Raw genomic sequence first — 20,095 nt, 5'->3', positions numbered from 1 at the left:
TTTGACAGGATTGCGGGCCTGTCCTAGTTGTTTAGAATGTGTGTATGGCGATTATCCCGGACAAGCAGGACGGCACCGTACTGGAGCGGCAGGAGAAAAAGCTCAAGCCGCCATCCATGTACAAGGTGGTGCTGCTGAATGACGACTTCACGCCAATGGAATTTGTCGTGATGGTCGTGCAGGAATATTTCAACAAAGATCGTGAAACCGCAACACAGGTAATGTTGAAGGTGCATCGCGAGGGCAGGGGAGTTTGTGGGGTCTATACGCGGGACATCGCGTCGACCAAAGTCGAGCAAGTCGTTACCCACGCACGGCAGGCCGGGCATCCGCTGCAGTGTGTGATGGAGGAAGCATGATTGCCCAGGAACTGGAAGTCAGCCTGCACATGGCGTTCATGGAAGCACGCCAGGCGCGGCACGAGTTCATAACGGTCGAACACCTTTTGCTGGCACTGTTGGACAATCCGACAGCGGCGGAGGTGTTGCGTGCATGCGCGGCCAATATCGAGGATCTGCGCCAGAACCTGCGCAACTTCATTCATGACAACACGCCTACCGTGCCTGGCACGGACGACGTCGACACGCAGCCCACGCTGGGATTCCAGCGTGTGATCCAGCGCGCGATCATGCATGTACAGTCCACCTCGAATGGCAAGAAGGAAGTCACCGGCGCGAACGTGCTGGTGGCGATCTTCGGCGAGAAGGATTCGCACGCGGTGTACTACCTGCAACAGCAGGGCGTGACGCGTCTGGACGTGGTGAATTTCATCTCGCACGGCATCGCCAAGACGAGCAGCACGGACGCCGCGAAAGCGAGCGACGCGAATGCCGAGTCCGACGAAGCCGCCGCGCAGAAGGAAACCCCGCTCGCGCAGTTCACCCAGAACCTGAACCAGATGGCGAAAGACGGCCGCATCGATCCGCTGATCGGACGCGAGTCGGAAGTCGAGCGTGTGGTCCAGGTGCTGTGCCGCCGCCGCAAGAACAATCCGCTGCTAGTCGGTGAGGCCGGCGTCGGCAAGACGGCGATCGCCGAAGGGCTCGCCTGGCGCATTACGCGCGGCGAAGTGCCGGACATTCTCGCGGACGCTCAGGTGTACTCGCTCGACATGGGCGCGCTGCTCGCCGGCACCAAGTATCGCGGCGACTTCGAACAGCGTCTGAAGACGGTCCTCAAGGAATTGAAGGAACGTCCGCACGCGATCCTGTTCATCGACGAGATTCATACGCTGATCGGCGCAGGCGCTGCGTCGGGCGGCACGCTGGACGCGTCGAATCTGCTCAAGCCGGCGTTGTCGTCGGGTACGTTGAAGTGCATCGGCGCGACCACGTTCACCGAATATCGCGGCATCTTCGAAAAAGACGCGGCATTGTCGCGCCGTTTCCAGAAGGTCGACGTGTCCGAGCCGACCGTAGAACAGACGGTGGCGATCCTGCGTGGCCTGAAGTCGCGTTTCGAAGAGCATCACGGCGTGAAGTATTCGTCGGGCGCGCTGTCGGCGGCGGCTGAGTTGTCGGCACGCTTCATCACGGATCGTCATTTGCCGGACAAGGCGATCGACGTGATCGACGAAGCGGGCGCGGCGCAACGCATCCTGCCGAAATCGAAGCAGAAGAAGACCATCGGCAAGAACGAGATCGAGGAAATCATCTCGAAGATCGCCCGCGTCCCGCCGCAAAGCGTGTCGCAAGACGATCGCAGCAAGCTGCAAACGTTGGATCGCGATCTGAAGAGCGTGGTGTTCGGGCAAGACCCGGCGATCGACGCGCTGTCGGCCGCGATCAAGATGGCGCGTGCGGGTCTCGGCAAGCTGGACAAGCCGATCGGCGCGTTCCTGTTCTCCGGCCCCACGGGCGTCGGCAAGACGGAAGTGGCCAAGCAGCTGGCGTTCACGCTGGGCATCGAACTGATCCGCTTCGACATGTCGGAATACATGGAACGTCACGCGGTCAGCCGTTTGATCGGTGCGCCGCCGGGCTATGTCGGTTTCGACCAGGGCGGTCTGCTGACCGAAGCTGTCACGAAGAAGCCGCATTGCGTGCTGCTGCTCGACGAAATTGAGAAGGCGCATCCGGACATCTACAACGTGCTGCTGCAGGTCATGGACCACGGCACGCTGACGGACAACAACGGCCGCAAGGCGGATTTCCGCAACGTCATCATCATCATGACGACGAATGCGGGCGCCGAGGCGATGGGCAAGTCGGTGATCGGCTTCACGAATCGTCGGGAAACCGGCGACGAAATGGTCGACATCAAGCGCATGTTCACGCCTGAGTTCCGTAACCGTCTGGACGCAACGATCAGCTTCCGCTCGCTCGATGAAGAAATCATCATGCGCGTGGTCGACAAGTTCCTGATGCAACTGGAAGATCAGTTGCACGAGAAGAAGGTCGATGCGCTCTTCACCGACGAGCTGCGCAAGCATCTCGCCAAGCACGGTTTCGATCCGTTGATGGGCGCGCGGCCGATGCAGCGTCTGATCCAGGACACGATCCGTCGTGCACTGGCCGACGAGCTGCTGTTCGGCAAGCTGATGAACGGCGGCCGCGTGACGGTCGACGTGGATGCCGAAGACAAGGTGCAACTGACCTTCGACGAGCATCCGGCGCCGCGCAATCCGAATCCGGAAGCGGTGGAAGTCGAGTAAGCGTACGCGGTAGTGCTAACAAAAACGGCGTGGACCAGATCCACGCCGTTTTTTTTGGGGCCGGCGTTATTGATCAAACGTGATCGGCTCGTCCATGTAGGCCTTCAGTTTCTGTCTTGCCCAAGGCTCTGGATTACCGATTGCGGAAACGATGCCGGTCGTTGCGCCGCCGCCGAGCAGCACGGAGAAGATGCCGCGCAATGGGAAGTCTCCGTACAGCGGGTTTGAAATATCGAATGGTTCGGAGCGGATGAACATGTCCTCGACGGTGGCACCCATGTTTTGCTTGAACGCCTCCGGGAACTGCAACGCGAGAATGACGGGATGCACGTTGTCGTAGTTGGAGCCGATTGCAGGATCGCCCAGCAGACAACTGCCACCCGTTCCCCAATGTTGAGGATCGAAATTCGTCGCGACCGGGTCGGTCGTGCCCGGAATGCGGCTCGCGGGCATCTGCCATGGCATCACCGGCAATTTGAGCGTGCGGCTGACTGCCTTGCAGAAATCGAAGTAGCGATCCCATTCGCGAGGGCCGTAGCAGTACCCGTTCACATAGGCGCGTTGCGTGAAATCGTCGGCTTCGTATCGGTCGATCGCCAGGAAGTCGGGCGCGTAGGGCGCATTGTAGACGCCGAGGCTCGTCACATAGTCGGCGGTTTGTTGCGCCATCTCAGCGGGATCGATGTCGTCCTGGTAGATCCATTCCGAGTAGCCGACACCCCAGAGATTGATCTGCCAGCCGAATGTCACGCCGGGCGCGACCGTGCGCGTCAGCCAGTTCACCGCGAGCACGTAGCCAGCAATGGTCTCGGCGATGTCGTCGGGAATGGCGGCCGTGATCGACCAATGGTCGAGCGCTTGCTGTAACGGGGCACGCACTGGCATCGGGTAGGTCGCCCCGTAGTTCGCTTGCTGGCAAGCGCCGAGAAAGTCAGGGTTCACAATGAAGCCCGCGGGGACCGGGTGGTTGCTGTCGACGGCCTCCATCGCGATGTTGAGCGCCAGAATGTAGTTGGAGAAACTGTGCGCGTGAGCGTCGGCGTTGGCGAGGATGGTGGGCGTGTCGCCGAGCGACAGATTGCACGTGTACGACACCATGACGGGCAGGACCGGCTGAATGTTGCCCAGTTGGATTTCGACATTGCGAGCGAGCGTGATCGTCGCTCGGGTTTGCGGGTCGTCGGTCAGGTAGACGGAAGAATCGCCGGCGCCGTCGGTGCCGGCGTAGTCGAAGATCGAGGTCGCGCGTGCCGCAGCGAAGTCCGCCTGATTGGACGGCGTCAGGTTGGCGCAGCCACCGAAGCACAGGTAGGCGGGGAAGCCGCGCACACTGAGATTTGCCGATGCCTCGATCGTCACGTTGAGTTCAGCGCTGCCGCTTCCTGGCACGCTCAAACGCAACGGCGTCCCGACTGCGTAGACGACGCTGGCGGACAGGAAATCGTTTGCCACTACGGTGTAGTCGCCGGGCTGAACCAGAGCCGAGAAAGCAGTCTGTTGCGATGTTGCGGTCACGTTCTGCAGATAGTTCATGCTGCCGCCAATCAGACGCAACGGGAGCTGCCGGTCGACCGGATGGTCAGCGGTGACATTGATCGTGACCTTGGTATATCCCGTGGTGTCGACGTTTTTCGTCTCCACCATGGAATTGCCGATGGCGACGGTCTGCAGTGCATTCGTCAGCTTGATAAGCGGTACGTTGAACGAATAGTCGACATTGTCGAGTGCGATGTCCTGAATCGACATCCGTGCCGTGCCCGACGGCGGTAGTTTGCGCAGGGAAGTTACGTGGTTGGTCGTCGTGGCAAACACGGCCAGCGTTTCGCCTGTCGTGCTGTCAGTCAATGTGACGTTGAGTGTCTCGGTTGATAACCCTGATAGCGACCCAATCGAGATATCAAGCGCGCAATAGTGTTCGACGGGAGCGAATCTCACGCCAATCGTGGCGGTTGCGCCGGCTACGACGTCGATCGTGTCGCGGTCGATGACAAGCGGCGCAATGACCGTCTGATCGCTTGTGCTGACACTGTCGCCCGTCACCGCGTAGGTCCCTTGTTCGACGGTGATGCTGCCAGTGTCCCCATAACCAAGCGGCATCGTAACGCCTGCGTTCCCTTGCGTGAGGGTGAGGACGGGCGCAATGTCGGCGAGCGCCGGATCCGGCGCAGGCGTGCAAGTCGCGGACACCGTCCCGGTGATGGCCGGCGCCTGGTCGGCGGCGAACACGAATGAATCGAGCCACGTCTGGGAGTCGGTTAAGAGATCACCGTTCACGCCGATCGTGATCTGGTCGGCCGGCTGCATCGTATAGCTGGTTGTGTAGGGGATCGTCGCGGTGATGTCGAAGGTGCCGTCGCCGATCTGCGACGTGTCTGCGGTGATGTCGCCGATGACCCACGTGCTAAACGACGGCTGGATAGCCGTGGCGTCAAGATTGGCCGGCGAGTGAAAGTTGAACGCGAGGAATTGGTTGACGGTGACCGCGCTACCGTCTTCATAGCGCAAGTTGGAGACGATGATCGTGCCATACCATTCATTAGCGCCCGGGCCAACGATTGCATCATATTCGATCTTCATACTAGCTCCATTCAGCGTAGACCGGCGAACACCGAGCGCCCGCATGGGCTAAAAAGGAGTTCTATCCGGAGGGGGGTGTCAGTGATGCTCTTAAATTAATTTGTATACCTAAACAACATTCTTAATATAAGAATATGCTTTCGGTCTTTAACCTCCTGCGTTTGCGTGGATAGGGTGGAAAAAGCGAGCAGTGAGACGGCCGAATGTCGATTGGTTAGTTAGGCTGAGAAAATCGTTAGTGATGTTGATTGATTTATAGATGGAGAACGGCCGTGTCAAAATGGGACAAGTCCGAATTTAATCTACCGCTCGCGAAGGGCGCGAGGGATGTGTGAAGGGTAGAAGGAAGTCGTGCTGGTTTGGGCTCATCCAGCACGGCTTCAGGCGAACGTGACTGGCTTAGTGCTTGCCCGTGCTGCCAAACCCGCCGGCGCCGCGGTCGCTGGATTCGAAGTCATCGACGATATTGAACTCTGCCTGCACGACCGGCACGATCACCAGTTGCGCGAGGCGTTCCATCGGATTCAGCACGAACGTGGTCTCGCCGCGGTTCCACGTTGAAATCATCAGTTGACCTTGGTAATCCGAATCAATCAGGCCGACCAGATTGCCCAGCACGATCCCGTGCTTATGTCCCAAGCCCGAGCGCGGCAGGATCAACGCGGCATAGCCCGAATCGCCGACGTGAATTGCCAGACCCGTCGGCACCAAGGCGGTTTCGCTGGGTTTCAGTGTCAACGGCTCGTCGAGGCACGCGCGCAGGTCGAGGCCCGCGCTGCCGGTGGTGGCGTAAGCCGGGAGCTGGTCGCGCATGCGCGCGTCGAGGATCTTCAGGTCGAGTTTCATGCAGGTTCGAAGGTTAAGAAGTGGAGGCCGGGCGTTCGAGCTGGAACGCTTCGGCGAGAAGTTCATAGGAGCGCAAACGGGCGCGGTAGCTGCCCGCGACGGTGAGCACGATCAGTTCGTCGGCGTCAAACTGCTCCTGCAACGCATGGAGCCGCTCAGTGACAGTTTCCGGCGTGCCGATGATACTGCGCGGCTTCTCGCGATCTATCACCAGACGCTCGCGCTCGCCGTATTCCTGCGCGACGCCCTGTTCGATCGTCGGGATCGGTTCGTTCAAACCGTAGGCCATTTGCACGCGGCGCAGATCGACGGCTTTTTCCAGATCGGCCGCTTCCTGTTCGGTGTCCGCGCAAATCACGAAGACGGCAGCCGCCAGATACGGCTGCTGCATGTCCTGGCCGGCTTTGAAGCGCTCACGATACGCCTGCGCGACCTGATACCCGAAATGCGCGTTGATGAAGTGCGCAAACGCGAAGGGAATGCCGAGTTGCGCTGCCAGCAAGCCGCCGAATTCGCTCGACCCGAGCATCCACAGTTGCGGACGTGTATCGATTTGCGGCTGCAGCAGCACGCCGCTCGCAATGTGATCGGCCGGCAAGTTGCCGTGCATCAGGCCAAGCAGATCGGCTACCTGCTGCGGAAAAATATCGCCGCGATTGTAGGCTCCGGCAGCGACCGCTTGCGCCGTGTGCATGTCGCCGCCCGGCGCGCGTCCCACGCCCAGATCGATGCGATTGGGGAACAGCGCTTCGAGCATCATGAATTGCTCGGCGACCTTGAACGGGCTGTAGTACGGCAGCATCACGCCGCCGGAGCCGAGTCGAATGTGTCGGGTCACGCTGCCAAGGCGCGCCAGCATAACCTCGGGGCAGGGGTTCGACACGCCGCGCAGGCCGTGATGCTCGGCGCACCAGTAACGCGTGTAGCCGAGGTCGTCGGCGAACTGCGCGAGTTCGACCGTGGCGGCAATCGCATCCGCCACCGAGTGCCCGGCAATCACGGGCGTTTGATCGAGTACGGATAGTCGCGTCATGTCAGTACTGCTCCAGATGATTCAATTCGCTGTGCGACGCGGCCGCTGTATCGCGACGCGCCGCCCGCGTGGCTTAGCGAATCAGACTTGTGTCGGGCAAACGCCTGGCGATCTCCGCGATCAGCGCGCGCGCGAGCGTCTGTTTGTCGGCGCGTGGCAGCTTCGTCGCGCCGCCTGCTTCGAACAGGATCACTTCGTTGTCGTCGAGGCCGAAAGTCAGCGGGCCGAGATTGCCGATCAGAAGCGGCACGTTTTTGCGGACGCGCTTTTCTTCGCCGTGAACTTCCAGATCGCCGCTTTCCGCGGCGAAGCCGACTGCGAACGGCGGGTGTGGCAGCTTCGCCACCGCGGCCAGAATGTCCGGATTTTCGACGAAGCTGAAACTCGGCAGCGCGCGCTCGGCGGTCTTCTTGATCTTGTGCTCGCTGGCGTGATCGACACGCCAATCGGCCACCGCGGCCACGCCGATGAAAATGTCGGCGTCCGCGACCGAGCGCATCACCGCGTCATGCATCTGCTGCGCGGTTTGCACGTCCTGGCGGAATACACCCCACGGCGTTTCCAGCGCGACGGGGCCGGCGATCAGATGCACCTCGGCGCCGGCCTGTTGCGCGGCGCGCGCCAGCGCGAAACCCATCTTGCCGCTGGAGCGGTTAGTAATACCGCGTACCGGGTCGAGCGGTTCGAACGTCGGGCCGGCGGTCAGCAGCACGCGTTTGCCGGCGAGGATTTTCGGCGCGAAGAACGAGGCGATCGCTTCGTAAGTGGCCGCGGCTTCGAGCATGCGGCCGTCGCCGACTTCACCGCATGCCTGCGGGCCGGAATCGGGCCCGAGTACTTCGACGCCGTCCGCGCGCACTTGCGCGACGTTGCGTTGTGTCGCCGGGTTCTGCCACATCTGCCGGTTCATGGCCGGCACCACCAGCAGCGGACAATCGCGGGCGACGCACAACGTCGACAGCAAATCGTCGGCCATGCCGTGCGCGAGTTTGGCGAGGAAGTCGGTGGAGGCGGGCGCGATGACGATCGCGTCCGCTTCACGCGACAGATCGATGTGCGCCATGTTGTTCGGCACGCGCCCGTCCCACTGGCTCGTGTAGACCGGACGGCCCGAGAGCGCCTGCATGGTGACGGGGGTGATGAACTGCGTGGCCGCGTCGGTCATGACGACCTGCACGGTCGCGCCGGCCTTGGTCAACAGACGCGTAAGTTCGGCAATCTTGTAGCAGGCAATGCCGCCCGTCATGCCGAGGACGAGGTGTTTTCCTGCGAGTTCTGCGGTTGCCAACGAAAGCCTCCGACAAAGCGTGGTGGCGGGCAGCGAGGCGTTGCGTCCCCGCCGCCGCGTCTTTCAAACGGGTACTGGTGCGCAAAGCTGAGCGCGAGCGCTGCCGCCTTTAGCGTGCGCTGCCGCGCACGCGCCGCAGTTCGTCCAGCACGAGCAGGATCGCGCCGATTGTGATCGCGCTGTCGGCGAGATTGAACGCCGGCCAGTGCCACGTACGCACGTGGAAATCGAGAAAGTCGATCACGTGGCCATACGCGAGCCGGTCGATCACGTTGCCGAGCGCGCCACCGAGAATCAGCGCGAGCGCCGTGCAGAACATTTTCTGCCCGCCGTGACGCTTGAGCAGATAGCAGATCACCAGCGCGGCCACCACGCCGAGCGCGGTGAACGCCCAGCGCTGCCAGCCGCCCGCCATGGCGAGGAAGCTGAATGCCGCGCCGCGGTTGTACACGAGGATCAGGTTGAAAAACGACGTGACCTCATGCGCGACACCGTAGGCGAACACTTTCTGCACCGCGATTTTCGTCAGCTGATCGAACAGGATGACGATCAGCGCGACGCCCAGCCAGGGCGCCAGCGAACCGGTTGCAACAGATGCTTTCGATGCGGTTTTCGACATGGTTCCGGCCATTATGCCGCGCTCCTGGTTTCACCGTTGCCGAACAGATTGCTGAAGCAGCGGCCGCACAGCGTGGGGTGTTCGGCGTTCACGCCGACGTCCTCGCGGTAGTGCCAGCAGCGTTCGCACTTGAGATACTTCGAGGCGATGACTTCGACGCTTTCTTCCGCTTCGCTGTCGACCTTCACCACGCTCGCCGCCGACGTGATCAGCACGAACTTCAGGTCGTCGTCGAGGCTTGCAAGCGCATCGTAACGCGCACCGCTCGCGCGGATTTCAACCTCCGCCTGCAAGGACGAGCCGATCAGGTTCGCCACGCGCGCTTCTTCCAGCGCCTTGGTCACGTCGCTGCGCGCCGCGCGCAGGAGTGTCCATTTGTCGAGCAGCGCGCCGGCGTCCGGGACGGCCGGGAACGCGTGATACGTCTCGGTGAAGATGGTCTCGCTGTTCGGCGAGAAAATCTTCCACGCTTCTTCTGCGGTGAACGACAGGAACGGCGCCATCAGACGCAGCAGGCCATGCGCGATGTGATACAGCGCGGTCTGCGCCGAGCGGCGCGCGACCGAGTCCGCGGCGGTCGTGTACAGACGATCCTTCAGCACGTCCAGATAGAAGCCGCCGAGGTCTTCCGAGCAGAACGTCTGCAGCTTGGCGACCACCGGGTGGAATTCGTACTTGTCGTAGTGCGAGAGGATATCGTTTTGCAGATTCGCCGACAGCGCCACCGCATAGCGATCGATCTCGAGCCAGTCCTCCACCGGACGCGCGTGTTGCGCGAAGTCGAAGTCCGACAAATTCGCGAGCAGGAAGCGCAGCGTGTTGCGGATACGACGATAGCCTTCCGTCACACGCTTCAGGATTTCTTCCGAGATCGCCAGTTCGCCCGAGTAATCGGTCGACGCGATCCACAGGCGGATGATTTCCGCGCCGAGGCGGTTCGCCACTTCATGCGGATCGATACCGTTGCCGAGCGACTTGCTCATCTTGCGGCCTTCGCCGTCCACGGTGAAACCGTGCGTGAGCAGCGCGTTGTACGGCGGACGGCCGTCGAGCATCGAGGCGGTCAGCAGCGACGAGTGGAACCAGCCGCGATGCTGGTCCGAGCCTTCCAGATACAGGTCGGCCGGGAATTGCAGCTCGTCCTTGTGCGAGCCGCGCAGCACGTGCCAGTGCGTGGTGCCCGAATCGAACCACACGTCGAGCGTGTCGCGGTTCTTCTCGTACATGTTGGCGTCGTCGCCGAGCAACTCGCGCGGGTCGAGCGTTTGCCACGCTTCGATGCCGGCCTTCTCGACGCGTTGCGCGACTTCTTCGAGCAACTCCAGCGTACGCGGATGCAGTTCGCCGGTTTCCTTGTGCACGAAGAACGCCATCGGCACGCCCCATTGGCGTTGGCGCGACAGCGTCCAGTCCGGGCGGTTGGCGATCATGCTGAACAGGCGCTGCTTGCCCCACGCCGGATAGAAGGCGGTGTTCTCGATGCCTTCGAGCGCGGTCTCGCGCAGCGTCTTGTCGGTATCGTTCGGCTTCACGTCCATGCCGGCGAACCATTGCGACGTCGCGCGGTAGATGATCGGCGTCTTGTGGCGCCAGCAGTGCATGTAGCTGTGCGTGTACTTCTCGGTGCGCATCAGCGAGCCGGCGCCTTGCAGCGCTTCGACGATCTGCGGGTTGGCCGCCCAGATCGACAGGCCGCCGAACAGCGCGAGCGATTCGATATAACGGCCGTCGCCCATCACCGGATTGATGATGTCCGAGTCTGCCATGCCGTGCGCCTTGCACGACACGAAGTCTTCCACGCCGTACGCCGGCGAAGAGTGGACGATGCCCGTGCCCGTTTCGGTCGTCACGTAGTCGCCGAGATAGACCGGCGCCGTGCGCTTGTAGCCCGGATGCGCGGACGCGAGCGGGTGATTGAAGCGCAGGTTGACGAGCTTCGCGCCCGGCGTGGTGGCGACGATCGTGCCTTCCAGGCCGTACAGCTTCAGGCAGGCTTCAACGCGCTCTTCGGCGAGGATCAGCAGGCCGCGCGGCGTGTCGACCAGCGCGTAGACGATTTCCGGATGCAGGTTCAGCGCCTGGTTGGCGGGGATGGTCCACGGCGTAGTGGTCCAGATCACGATGCCGCCTTCGTCGCGCGGCAGCGCATTTAAACCGAACGCTTGCGCGGTCTTTTCCGGCTCGGCGAAACTGAACAGCACGTCGATGGTCGGATCGGTCTTGTCCTTGTATTCGACTTCCGCTTCGGCGAGTGCCGAGCCGCAGTCGAAGCACCAGTTCACCGGCTTCAGGCCGCGGAACACGTAGCCTTTTTCCATGATCTTGGCGAGCGCGCGGATTTCGCCGGCTTCGTTCGTGAAGTTCATGGTCTTGTACGGATTGTCCCAGTCGCCGAGCACGCCCAGACGGCGGAAGCCGACTTTCTGCTTCTCGATCTGCTCGGTCGCGTAGGCGCGCGCCTTCTGCATGACTTCAGCGGCCGGCAGCGATTTGCCGAACTGCTTTTCGATCTGGATTTCGATCGGCATGCCGTGGCAATCCCAGCCGGGCACGTAGACCGCGTCGAAGCCGGCGAGATTGCGCGCCTTGACGATCATGTCCTTCAGGATCTTGTTCACCGCGTGGCCGAGGTGGATGTCGCCGTTCGCATACGGCGGGCCGTCGTGCAGGATGAACTTCTTGCGGCCCTTGGAGGCAGCGCGGATCGTCTCGTAGATCTTGCGTTCCTGCCATTCCTTGACCCATTGCGGCTCGCGCTTGGGCAGGTCGCCGCGCATCGGGAACGGCGTGTCGAGCAGGTTGACCGGGTAGCGTGACGGCGGTTTCGAATCGGCTTTCTTATTGCTCATGATGAGGTCGCGGTGAATTCTTTCTATGCGCGGTAGCGCGCGGAATGCGCACGATGCGCGAGGGCGTTGGGCGCGCCCGGCAGGCATGTCGCGTGATCCACGAACGCCCTTCGATGCGCGCGGCGAGGGTCCACACATGCGGCGCTCAGCACGCTTGCATGGACCACGGCGGCTATCTAATTCGATCAGTGGCCGAGGTGGCGAAGCCGGTGGAACGGCTGCCCGGCGTGCCGGCGCCGACGGCCGCGAACCATGCGCGCGCGTTGGCGACGTCGCGCGCAATGGCGGCGGTCAGCGTTTCGAGGTCGATGTACTTTTCCTCGTCGCGCAGCTTCTTCAGGAATTCGACGCGCACGAGTTTGCCATACGCGTCGCCGTGCCAGTCGAGCAAGTGGACTTCGAGCAGCACGCGGCCGGAATCGTCAACCGTGGGACGCAGGCCGAGGCTCGCGACGCCCGGCAGCGGTTCGTCCGCCACGCCGTGCACGCGCACCACGAAAATGCCCGCGAGCGCCGGACGCTTGTGGGCGATCGGCAGGTTGAGCGTGGGAAAGCCGAGATCGCGGCCGAGCTTCATGCCGTGCACGACGTGACCGCTGATCAGATAATCGCGGCCCAGCGCGGCGCGCGCCGAGTCGAGGTCGCCCGCCACCAGCGCGGCGCGCACGCCCGAACTGGAAATGCGCGCGCCCGACGGATCGGCCACCGTGGCCATCTGCTCGACTTCGAAACCATATTGCTGGCCCGCCGCCTTGAGCGACGCGAAGTCGCCCGCGCGCTTCGCGCCGTAGCGGAAGTCGTCGCCGATCATCACCCAGCGCGCGTGCAGTCCGTTGACGATGATCCGTTCGACGAACGTGTCCGGCGACTGGCTCGCGAACGTGTGGTTGAAGTGTTCGACGACCACCCGATCGACGCCGTTAGTACGCAGCGCCTCCAGCTTGTCGCGCAACATGGCGATGCGGGGCGGCGCGCCCGCGGGGTTGAAGAACTCGCGCGGGTGCGGCTCGAAGGTCATCACACAGACGGGCAGGCCGCGGGCATCGGCAGCCGCGCGCACGTGGGCGAGCAAAGCCTGATGGCCGCGGTGGACACCGTCGAAGTTGCCGATGGTCAGTGCGCAGGGCGCACGGCTTTCAGCATTGGGAAGACCGCGGAAGACTCTCACGATAGCGGGTTTGAGATGGAGCGGGCGGGGTGCCGCAAAACAAACGATTATAAACGTTCAGCGCAGTGGACGGCGGCGCGTCGCGGTTTCGGTGTCCCCGAATGATAAAATCCGCGGATGAAAAAACTCGTCATCCTGATTTCCGGACGGGGAAGCAACATGGAAGCCATCGTTCGAGCGTGCTCGAACGAGGCCTGGCCGGCGCAAGTCGCCGCCGTGATTGCCAACCGTCCTGATGCCGCGGGCCTTGCGTTCGCGGCGTCGCACGGCATTGCCACGGCGGTGATCGACCACCGCCAGTTTCCCGATCGCGACAGCTTCGACGCCGCGCTCGCCAAAGAAATCGATAGTTTTGCGCCCGACCTGGTGGTGCTCGCTGGATTCATGCGGGTGCTGACAGCCGGTTTCGTCGATCATTACGCCGGGCGCATGCTGAACGTGCATCCGTCGCTGCTGCCGAGCTTTCCGGGCCTGAAAACCCATCAGCAGGCGCTCGACGCGGGCGTGCGGCTGCACGGCGCGTCCGTGCATTTTGTCACGTCGCAACTGGATCACGGGCCGATCGTCGCTCAGTCGGCGGTTCCCGTCGAAACAGGCGATACCCCCGCCATGCTCGCCGAACGCGTGCTGGCAACCGAACACATCATTTATCCACGCGCGGTGCGCTGGTTCGTCGAAGGGCGTCTTGCCCTGGATGGCCTGCGTGTCACGCTTACGCCGCCGGAGCCGCAATGGCTCTTTGCCGGTCACACCGCCGGAGAGGGCGCATGAGATTGCATGGTTTTTTGATTGGACAAACTGAGACTTTGCTGGCTGAAGTCCTGAAACTCACCGGCCCGGCCGATGCCACCACGAGCCGTTTCTTCCGCGCGCATCCGAAGCTCGGGCACGGCGAGCGCGGCGTGATCGCCGAGGCCGTTTTCGCGGTGCTGCGTCGCCGGATGGAGTTCGCCCATCTGGCCGAAAGCGGCGCTGGGAGCCCGGCGCGCCGCATGGCGTTGCTCGGCTTGATGCAGACGGCGGGGCGTAACGCGCTCAAGCCATTCGTGTCGGAAACGGAGTTGAGCTGGCTCGAACACGTGTCGAAGATCGACCCGGAAAGCCTGCCGCTGCGGATTCGCCTGAATCTGCCTGACTGGATTTATCAGGCGCTGTCCAAGCGTTTCGAACCCGCTGAGCTGGCGCAACTGGCTGCGGCGCTGAACTACCCGGCGCCGCTGGATCTGCGCACGAACCCGATCAAGGCGAGCCGCGACGACGTGCTGGATGCGCTCTCGAAGGCCGGCATCGAGGGCGGCGCGACGCCGTTCGCGCCGTTCGGCGTGCGCGTGGTCGGCAAGCCGCCGCTCACCAAGCTCGACGCGTTCCAGCACGGCTGGGTCGAAGTGCAGGACGAAGGCAGCCAGTTGCTGTGCTCGCTGGTCGCGCCCAAGCGCGGCGAGATGATCGTCGACTTCTGCGCGGGCGCGGGCGGCAAGACGCTGGCGCTGGGCGCGGCAATGCGCTCCACCGGCCGGCTCTATGCGTTCGACATCTCCGAACGCCGTCTCGCCAAGCTGAAGCCGCGGCTTGCGCGCAGCGGTTTGTCGAACGTGAATCCGGTGCTGATCGATAGTGAACACGACGCCAAGATCAAGCGGCTCGCCGGCAAGATCGACCGCGTGCTGGTCGACGCGCCGTGCAGCGGCTTGGGCACGTTGCGCCGTAACCCGGATCTGAAGTGGCGGCAGTCGCCGGAATCGGTGGCCGAACTGGCGCCGAAGCAGGCGTCGATTCTGGCCAGCGCGTCGCGTCTGGTGAAGAAGGGCGGCCGGCTCGTCTATGCGACCTGCTCGATTCTGGAGGCGGAAAACGAAGCGGTCGTGCAGCAATTCCTCGCCGACCATCCGGATTTCGCTCTGGTGCCCGCGCGCGACGTGCTGGCCGAGCAGCGCATCGATCTGGAAATGGGCGATTACCTTTCGCTGTGGCCGCATCGCCACGCAACCGACGGCTTCTTCGCCGCCGTGCTGGAACGCCAGAGCTAAGCGCAACAGGCTTTTGCCGGCGCGCGCGGGTTTGACTCATAAACCTGTCCGTGCGCCGGCGATTTCGGCGACATCATGCAAAACCGTCTCTCCCCCCATATGTTCAGCGACCTCGCGCGCGACTTCGGCCAGCCCGTGATGCTGTGGCAGGTCGGCGTGCTGGTCGCGACGCTCGCGATCGCGTGGCTGCTCGCGCGCGTGTTGCGCCGCGCGCTGGATCTGCGCCGCCAGACGCGTTATCAGACGCTGCGCTTCGGCGCGGAAAGCCTGAACCGCGCGTTCTTTCCGCTGATCGGCGCGGTCCTCCTGTGGCTTGCGCGGTCAATCACCGGCCAGTTCATGCACACCGCGCTGCTCGATCTGGCTTTGGTGCCGCTCTTTGGCATCGGCTTGATTTACATCGTGTTTTTCTTCGCGCGACGGGTTTTCAGCCACGACGGCGAGACTCATCCGCTGCTTTTCCTCGTCGAGAAGATCGTCTCGCTGGTGGTCTGGGTCGGCATGGTGCTCACGGTGATGGGCATTCAGGGCGACGTGATCGCGTGGATGGCCGACGTGCATTTCAGCGTCGCCAACGCGCATCTGACGCTGCTTTCGCTTATCTCGGGCCTGCTGTGGGTGGGCGTGACGATGATCGTCGCGATGTGGCTCGGCTCCGCCTTCGAAGACCGCCTGATGCGCTCGAAGACGCTCGACGCCAACCTGAAGGTCGTGGTGGTGCGGGTTGGCCGGGCGGCGTTCGTGCTAGCGGCGGTGCTGATCAGCCTGTCGCTGGTCGGCATCGATATCACCGTGCTGGGCGTGTTCGGCGGCGCGCTGGGTGTCGGGCTCGGCTTCGGCCTGCAGAAGATCGCGAGCAACTATGTGTCGGGCTTCATCATCCTGATCGACCGCTCGCTGCGTATCGGTGACACCATCAACGTGAGCGGGCTGCAGGGCATGGTCACGCAGATCCGCACGCGCTACACGGTGGTGCGCGGGCTGGACGGCATCGAAACGCTGATTCCGAACGAAAAACTGATCACGGACGTGGTGCAGAATCAATCGTCTTACCTGACGCGCGGCCACGCGAAGGCCGCCGTGCAGGTCGCCTACACGTCCGACGTCGAGCAGGCCATGACGTTGCTTGCCCAAGCCGCACAGGCCGTGCCGCGGGTGCTGCAGGAGCCGGCGCCGACTGCTTATCTGGCGAGTTTCGGCTCGGACGGTATCAACCTCGAACTGGGTTTCTGGATCGAGGACGCAGCCACCGGAACCTCTGGCGTGCGCTCGGCCGTCAATCTCAATATCTGGCGTCTGTTCTCCGAGCACGACATCTCGATTCCGCTCGCGCAACGTGAAGTGCGAATCGTCGGCAACATCAGCGACGTCATGCCGCAGCCGGTAACAATGACCGCTCCCGCAGTCAATCCGTCCGACAGCGCCCGCTGACGGGCACTTTGAGCGCGCCAACGAGTCTCACAGAGACCTTCGTCGCGTTCCTTTTGTTGATGCCGCACAAAAAATCCCTATTTGTTACAAACACTTGGAACGCTTCAAGTAGAATATCGTCCAATCCCGCTGTATGCTTTCACTTTCTTGACACGCGCATTTTGCGTGTGTCTCGTGTCTCTCGTTCCACAGGTAAATTGCCTTGTTGAATTCTTTGCTCGACTTCCTTGCCCACGGTCTGTTGCACTTCTCGTGGTGGCAACTTGTGCTGTACACGGCGATCGCGACGCACATCACGATCATCGGCGTGACGGTCTATCTGCATCGCTGCCAGGCGCACCGCGCGCTGGAGTTGCATCCGGTCGTCAGTCATTTTTTCCGCTTCTGGCTGTGGATGACGACGGGCATGTTGACCGGTCAGTGGGCCGCGATTCACCGTAAGCACCACGCCAAGTGCGAGACCGAAGAAGATCCGCACAGCCCGCAAACGCGCGGCATCTGGAAGGTGCTGCTCCAAGGCGCGGAGCTGTATCGCACTGAAGCGAAAAATGAGGAAACGATGCGCAAGTTCAGTCACGGCACGCCGAACGACTGGATGGAACGCAACGTCTACACGAAATACCCGATCCTCGGCGTGAGCCTGATGATGGTGCTGAACGTCGCGCTGTTCGGCGTCGTCGGTCTGACCATCTGGGCCGTGCAAATGGTGTGGATCCCGTTCTGGGCTGCCGGCGTGGTCAACGGCCTGGCGCACTTCTGGGGCTACCGCAACTTCAACTCGTCGGATGCGAGCACCAACATCTTCCCGTGGGGCATCATCATCGGCGGTGAAGAGTTGCATAACAATCACCACACGTATGCGACGTCGGCCAAGCTGTCGAACAAGTGGTACGAGTTCGATATCGGCTGGATGTACATCCGCATTATGTCGGCGTTCCGTCTGGCCAAGGTGAAGAAGGTGGCGCCCACGCCGCGTCTGACCACTGGCAAGCTGGTGCTCGATCAGGACACGCTGCAAGCCGTGCTGGCCAACCGCTATGAAGTGATGGCGCGTTACGGCAAAGCGCTCAAGCGGGCCTATCGCCAGGAACTGGCGCATTTGAAGGAAGTCGGCGCGCGCGAGAAGTATCAGGTGATGCGCGGCGCGCGTAGCTGGTTCCACAAGGAAGAAGCAGGCCTTGACGAGCCGCAGAAACGCCAGCTGCCGCAAATCTTCGCGAACAGCCAGAAACTCAAGACCTACATCGACATGCGCAATGAGCTTGCCGCCATGTGGGAGCGCTCGAATGCATCGCGCGATCAGTTGCTGATCCAGTTGCAGGACTGGTGTCATCGCGCTGAGCAGAGTGGTATTAAAGCGCTGCAAGAGTTTGCGATGCGACTGCGCCGTTATGCCTGATAGCGAAATCCATTAAAATCTCTGTACGTCACAAAACCCCGCGTTGGCGGGGTTTTGCTTTTTGGGCCGCGGAAACTGCAACGACACGCGATTGACAGTCCCCGGCGGCAGAGCGAAGGCAGAGGAGATCATGGATCAGCAGGCGATCAGGACCGTCGAATACGACCGGCCGCAGGCGCAGGGCACAACCTGCGGAATCGGGCAGGCGTGGGCGAAGGTGCCCGACATGCCGTCGGCGGAAGAGAAGGTGGCGTTGAAGGCACGTATCCGCGCATTGCTCGAGCGCGAGAAAGCGGTGCTTGTCGCGCACTATTATGTCGATGCGGAATTGCAGGAGCTGGCCGACGAGACCGGCGGCTGTGTGGCCGACTCGCTGGAGATGGCGCGCTTCGGGCGCGATCACGCGGCGCAGACGTTGGTCGTCGCGGGCGTGCGCTTCATGGGCGAGACGGCAAAAATCCTCAGTCCGGACAAGCGCATTCTGATGCCGGATCTCGACGCGACCTGTTCGCTCGATCTCGGCTGCCCGGTCGATGAATTCTCGGCTTTCTGCGACGCGCACCCGGACCGCACGGTGGTCGTGTACGCGAACACGAGCGCGGCGGTGAAGGCGCGCGCGGACTGGATGGTGACGTCGTCGATCGGCCTGGAGATCGTTGCCGATCTGCACGCGCGCGGCGAAAAGATCATCTGGGCGCCGGACCGGCACCTCGGCAGCTATATCCAGAACAAGACCGGCGCGGACATGCTGCTGTGGCAAGGTTCGTGTCTGGTGCACGACGAGTTCAAAGGTATCGAACTCGATCTGCTGCGCGCCGAATACCCTGGCGCGAAAGTGTTGGTGCATCCGGAGTCGCCGGCTAATGTGGTCGCGCAAGCGGACGTGGTGGGGTCGACCACGCAGTTGATCGATGCCGCGCAAAAACTCGACGCGACGCATTTCATCGTGGCGACCGATCTCGGCATTCTGCACAAGATGCAACTCGCCGCGCCCGGCAAAACCTTGATTGCCGCGCCGACGGCCGGCAACAGCGCGACCTGCAAGAGCTGCGCGCATTGCCCGTGGATGGCGATGAACGGCCTCGCGAATCTGGCCGATGTGCTCGAGCGCGGCCACAATGAAATTTTCGTCGATCGTGCGATCGGCGAGCGCGCGCGTCTGCCGATCGACCGGATGCTGGACTTCGCGGCGCGCCACAAGAAGCGCGTGCAGGCAAGCGGCGATCTCGCGCGCGACACGCAACTGTATTCGAACGTGGGGGCGGCTTAATGGGCGCGGTAGAAGGCAACAAGCTCGAAGCGGTGTCGCCGCTGTTCGCTGAAATTCACGCGCAATACGGCGCGGCATTCGACGCCGCGCTGGCGCGCAACGTGACCGATGCACTGGCCGAAGATGTCGGCGCAGGCGACCAGACAGGCCGCCTCGTTCCCGCGGACGACGTGCGCGACGCACGCATCATCGTGCGCGAAGATGCGGTGCTGTGCGGCGTGCCGTGGTTTGAAGCGGTGATGCGCCAGGTCGATCCGCGTATCGAAGTCCGCTGGCGTTATTGCGAAGGCGAGCGGATGACGGCCGACACAACGGTTTGCGAAATGCGCGGCCCCGTTCGCGCGTTGTTGACCGCGGAACGCAACGCGCTGAACTTTCTGCAATTGCTGTCGGGCGTGGCGAGCGGGACGCGCCGTTATGTCGATGCCGTCGCGCATACGCGAACGCGCATTCTCGACACGCGCAAGACCTTGCCGGGCTTGCGGCTCGCGCAGAAGTACGCGGTGCGCGTGGGTGGTGGGACGAATCAACGGCTCGCGCTGTACGACGGCATTCTCATCAAGGAAAACCACATCGCTGCGGCCGGCGGTGTGGGCGCGGCCATGGACGCGGCGCTGGCGCTGAACGCGGGCGTGTCGATCCAGATCGAAGTCGAAACGCTCGAGCAGTTGGAAACGGCGCTGGCTCATCGCGCGCAATCCATTCTGCTGGACAATTTTTCGTTCGATGCCATGCGCGAAGCGGTGCGCATCACAGCGGGACGAGCGGTGCTGGAGGTGTCGGGCGGCGTGAACTTCGACACGGTGCGCACGATTGCGGAAACCGGCGTCGATCGCGTGTCGATCGGTGCGCTGACCAAAGACTTGCGCGCAACGGATTACTCGATGCGGATCGTCTGACGCTCAAGCTCGCAATCAGTCACGTCCAATCGGACA

General features: G+C 62.5%; 15 protein-coding genes. 8 read left to right on the top strand and 7 right to left on the bottom strand.

Annotated features, from left to right (window positions below; all coding sequences use genetic code 11):
* Positions 1 to 44: 44 nt before the first annotated feature.
* Both clpS and clpA read left to right on the top strand, forming a co-directional pair.
* Positions 45 to 359, top strand: a complete 315-nt coding sequence (gene clpS, locus HF916_RS44855) for an ATP-dependent Clp protease adapter ClpS (RefSeq protein ID WP_012434130.1) — start codon at positions 45 to 47, stop codon at positions 357 to 359.
* Positions 356 to 2,653, top strand: coding sequence for an ATP-dependent Clp protease ATP-binding subunit ClpA (gene clpA / locus HF916_RS44850; protein WP_168795022.1), 2,298 nt, complete (start codon positions 356 to 358; stop codon positions 2,651 to 2,653). The genes clpS and clpA overlap by 4 nt, the downstream gene beginning before the upstream one ends.
* Before the next feature lie 66 nt (positions 2,654 to 2,719).
* On the opposite strand, the gene HF916_RS44845 is transcribed toward clpA, so the two are convergent.
* From HF916_RS44845 to HF916_RS44815, 7 genes are all read right to left on the bottom strand, one after another.
* Positions 2,720 to 5,230, bottom strand: a complete 2,511-nt coding sequence (locus tag HF916_RS44845; protein ID WP_168795021.1) for a hypothetical protein — start codon at positions 5,228 to 5,230, stop codon at positions 2,720 to 2,722.
* Between the two features lie 399 nt (positions 5,231 to 5,629).
* Positions 5,630 to 6,076, bottom strand: a complete 447-nt coding sequence (dut, locus tag HF916_RS44840) for a dUTP diphosphatase (RefSeq protein WP_168795020.1) — start codon at positions 6,074 to 6,076, stop codon at positions 5,630 to 5,632.
* 13 nt (positions 6,077 to 6,089) lie between these two features.
* Positions 6,090 to 7,109 carry an LLM class flavin-dependent oxidoreductase gene (locus tag HF916_RS44835; RefSeq protein WP_168795019.1) on the bottom strand — a complete coding sequence of 340 codons (1,020 nt, stop codon included), beginning with the start codon at positions 7,107 to 7,109 and terminating at the stop codon, positions 6,090 to 6,092.
* Between the two features lie 73 nt (positions 7,110 to 7,182).
* Positions 7,183 to 8,397 (bottom strand): bifunctional phosphopantothenoylcysteine decarboxylase/phosphopantothenate--cysteine ligase CoaBC, encoded by a 1,215-nt coding sequence (gene coaBC / locus HF916_RS44830; protein ID WP_168795018.1) that lies wholly within the window; start codon positions 8,395 to 8,397, stop codon positions 7,183 to 7,185.
* Between the two features lie 109 nt (positions 8,398 to 8,506).
* Positions 8,507 to 9,016 carry a signal peptidase II gene (lspA, locus tag HF916_RS44825; RefSeq protein ID WP_168795858.1) on the bottom strand — a complete coding sequence of 170 codons (510 nt, stop codon included), beginning with the start codon at positions 9,014 to 9,016 and terminating at the stop codon, positions 8,507 to 8,509.
* 11 nt (positions 9,017 to 9,027) lie between these two features.
* Positions 9,028 to 11,865, bottom strand: a complete 2,838-nt coding sequence (ileS, locus tag HF916_RS44820; protein ID WP_168795017.1) for an isoleucine--tRNA ligase — start codon at positions 11,863 to 11,865, stop codon at positions 9,028 to 9,030.
* A 172-nt stretch (positions 11,866 to 12,037) separates the two neighbouring features.
* Positions 12,038 to 13,033, bottom strand: a complete 996-nt coding sequence (locus HF916_RS44815) for a bifunctional riboflavin kinase/FAD synthetase (protein WP_168795016.1) — start codon at positions 13,031 to 13,033, stop codon at positions 12,038 to 12,040.
* Positions 13,034 to 13,150: 117 nt separating this feature from the next.
* Between HF916_RS44815 and purN the strand changes: the two genes are divergently transcribed.
* From purN to nadC, 6 genes are all read left to right on the top strand, one after another.
* A complete protein-coding gene (purN, locus tag HF916_RS44810; RefSeq protein WP_168795015.1) occupies positions 13,151 to 13,804 on the top strand; it encodes a phosphoribosylglycinamide formyltransferase in 654 nt (217 codons plus the stop codon).
* A complete protein-coding gene (locus HF916_RS44805; RefSeq protein ID WP_168795014.1) occupies positions 13,801 to 15,060 on the top strand; it encodes an RsmB/NOP family class I SAM-dependent RNA methyltransferase in 1,260 nt (419 codons plus the stop codon). The genes purN and HF916_RS44805 overlap by 4 nt, the downstream gene beginning before the upstream one ends.
* 75 nt (positions 15,061 to 15,135) lie before the next feature.
* Positions 15,136 to 16,491 (top strand): mechanosensitive ion channel family protein, encoded by a 1,356-nt coding sequence (locus tag HF916_RS44800; RefSeq protein ID WP_168795013.1) that lies wholly within the window; start codon positions 15,136 to 15,138, stop codon positions 16,489 to 16,491.
* Between the two features lie 202 nt (positions 16,492 to 16,693).
* Complete coding sequence (locus tag HF916_RS44795; protein ID WP_168795012.1) at positions 16,694 to 17,890, top strand: DesA family fatty acid desaturase; 1,197 nt, start codon at positions 16,694 to 16,696, stop codon at positions 17,888 to 17,890.
* 130 nt (positions 17,891 to 18,020) lie between these two features.
* On the top strand, positions 18,021 to 19,160 hold the full coding sequence (nadA, locus tag HF916_RS44790; protein ID WP_012434117.1) for a quinolinate synthase NadA: 1,140 nt from the start codon (positions 18,021 to 18,023) through the stop codon (positions 19,158 to 19,160).
* Entirely contained in the window at positions 19,160 to 20,059 is a 900-nt protein-coding gene (gene nadC, locus HF916_RS44785; protein ID WP_168795011.1) for a carboxylating nicotinate-nucleotide diphosphorylase, read from the top strand. Before nadA ends, nadC begins: the two co-directional genes overlap by 1 nt.
* The last annotated feature ends 36 nt before the right edge of the window (positions 20,060 to 20,095 follow it).

The organism is Paraburkholderia aromaticivorans (genome assembly GCF_012689525.1).
GTDB classification, from domain to species: domain Bacteria; phylum Pseudomonadota; class Gammaproteobacteria; order Burkholderiales; family Burkholderiaceae; genus Paraburkholderia; species Paraburkholderia aromaticivorans_A.
The sequence above is the reverse complement of the archived record's forward strand: the minus strand, read 5'-3'. Positions and strand labels throughout refer to the sequence as shown.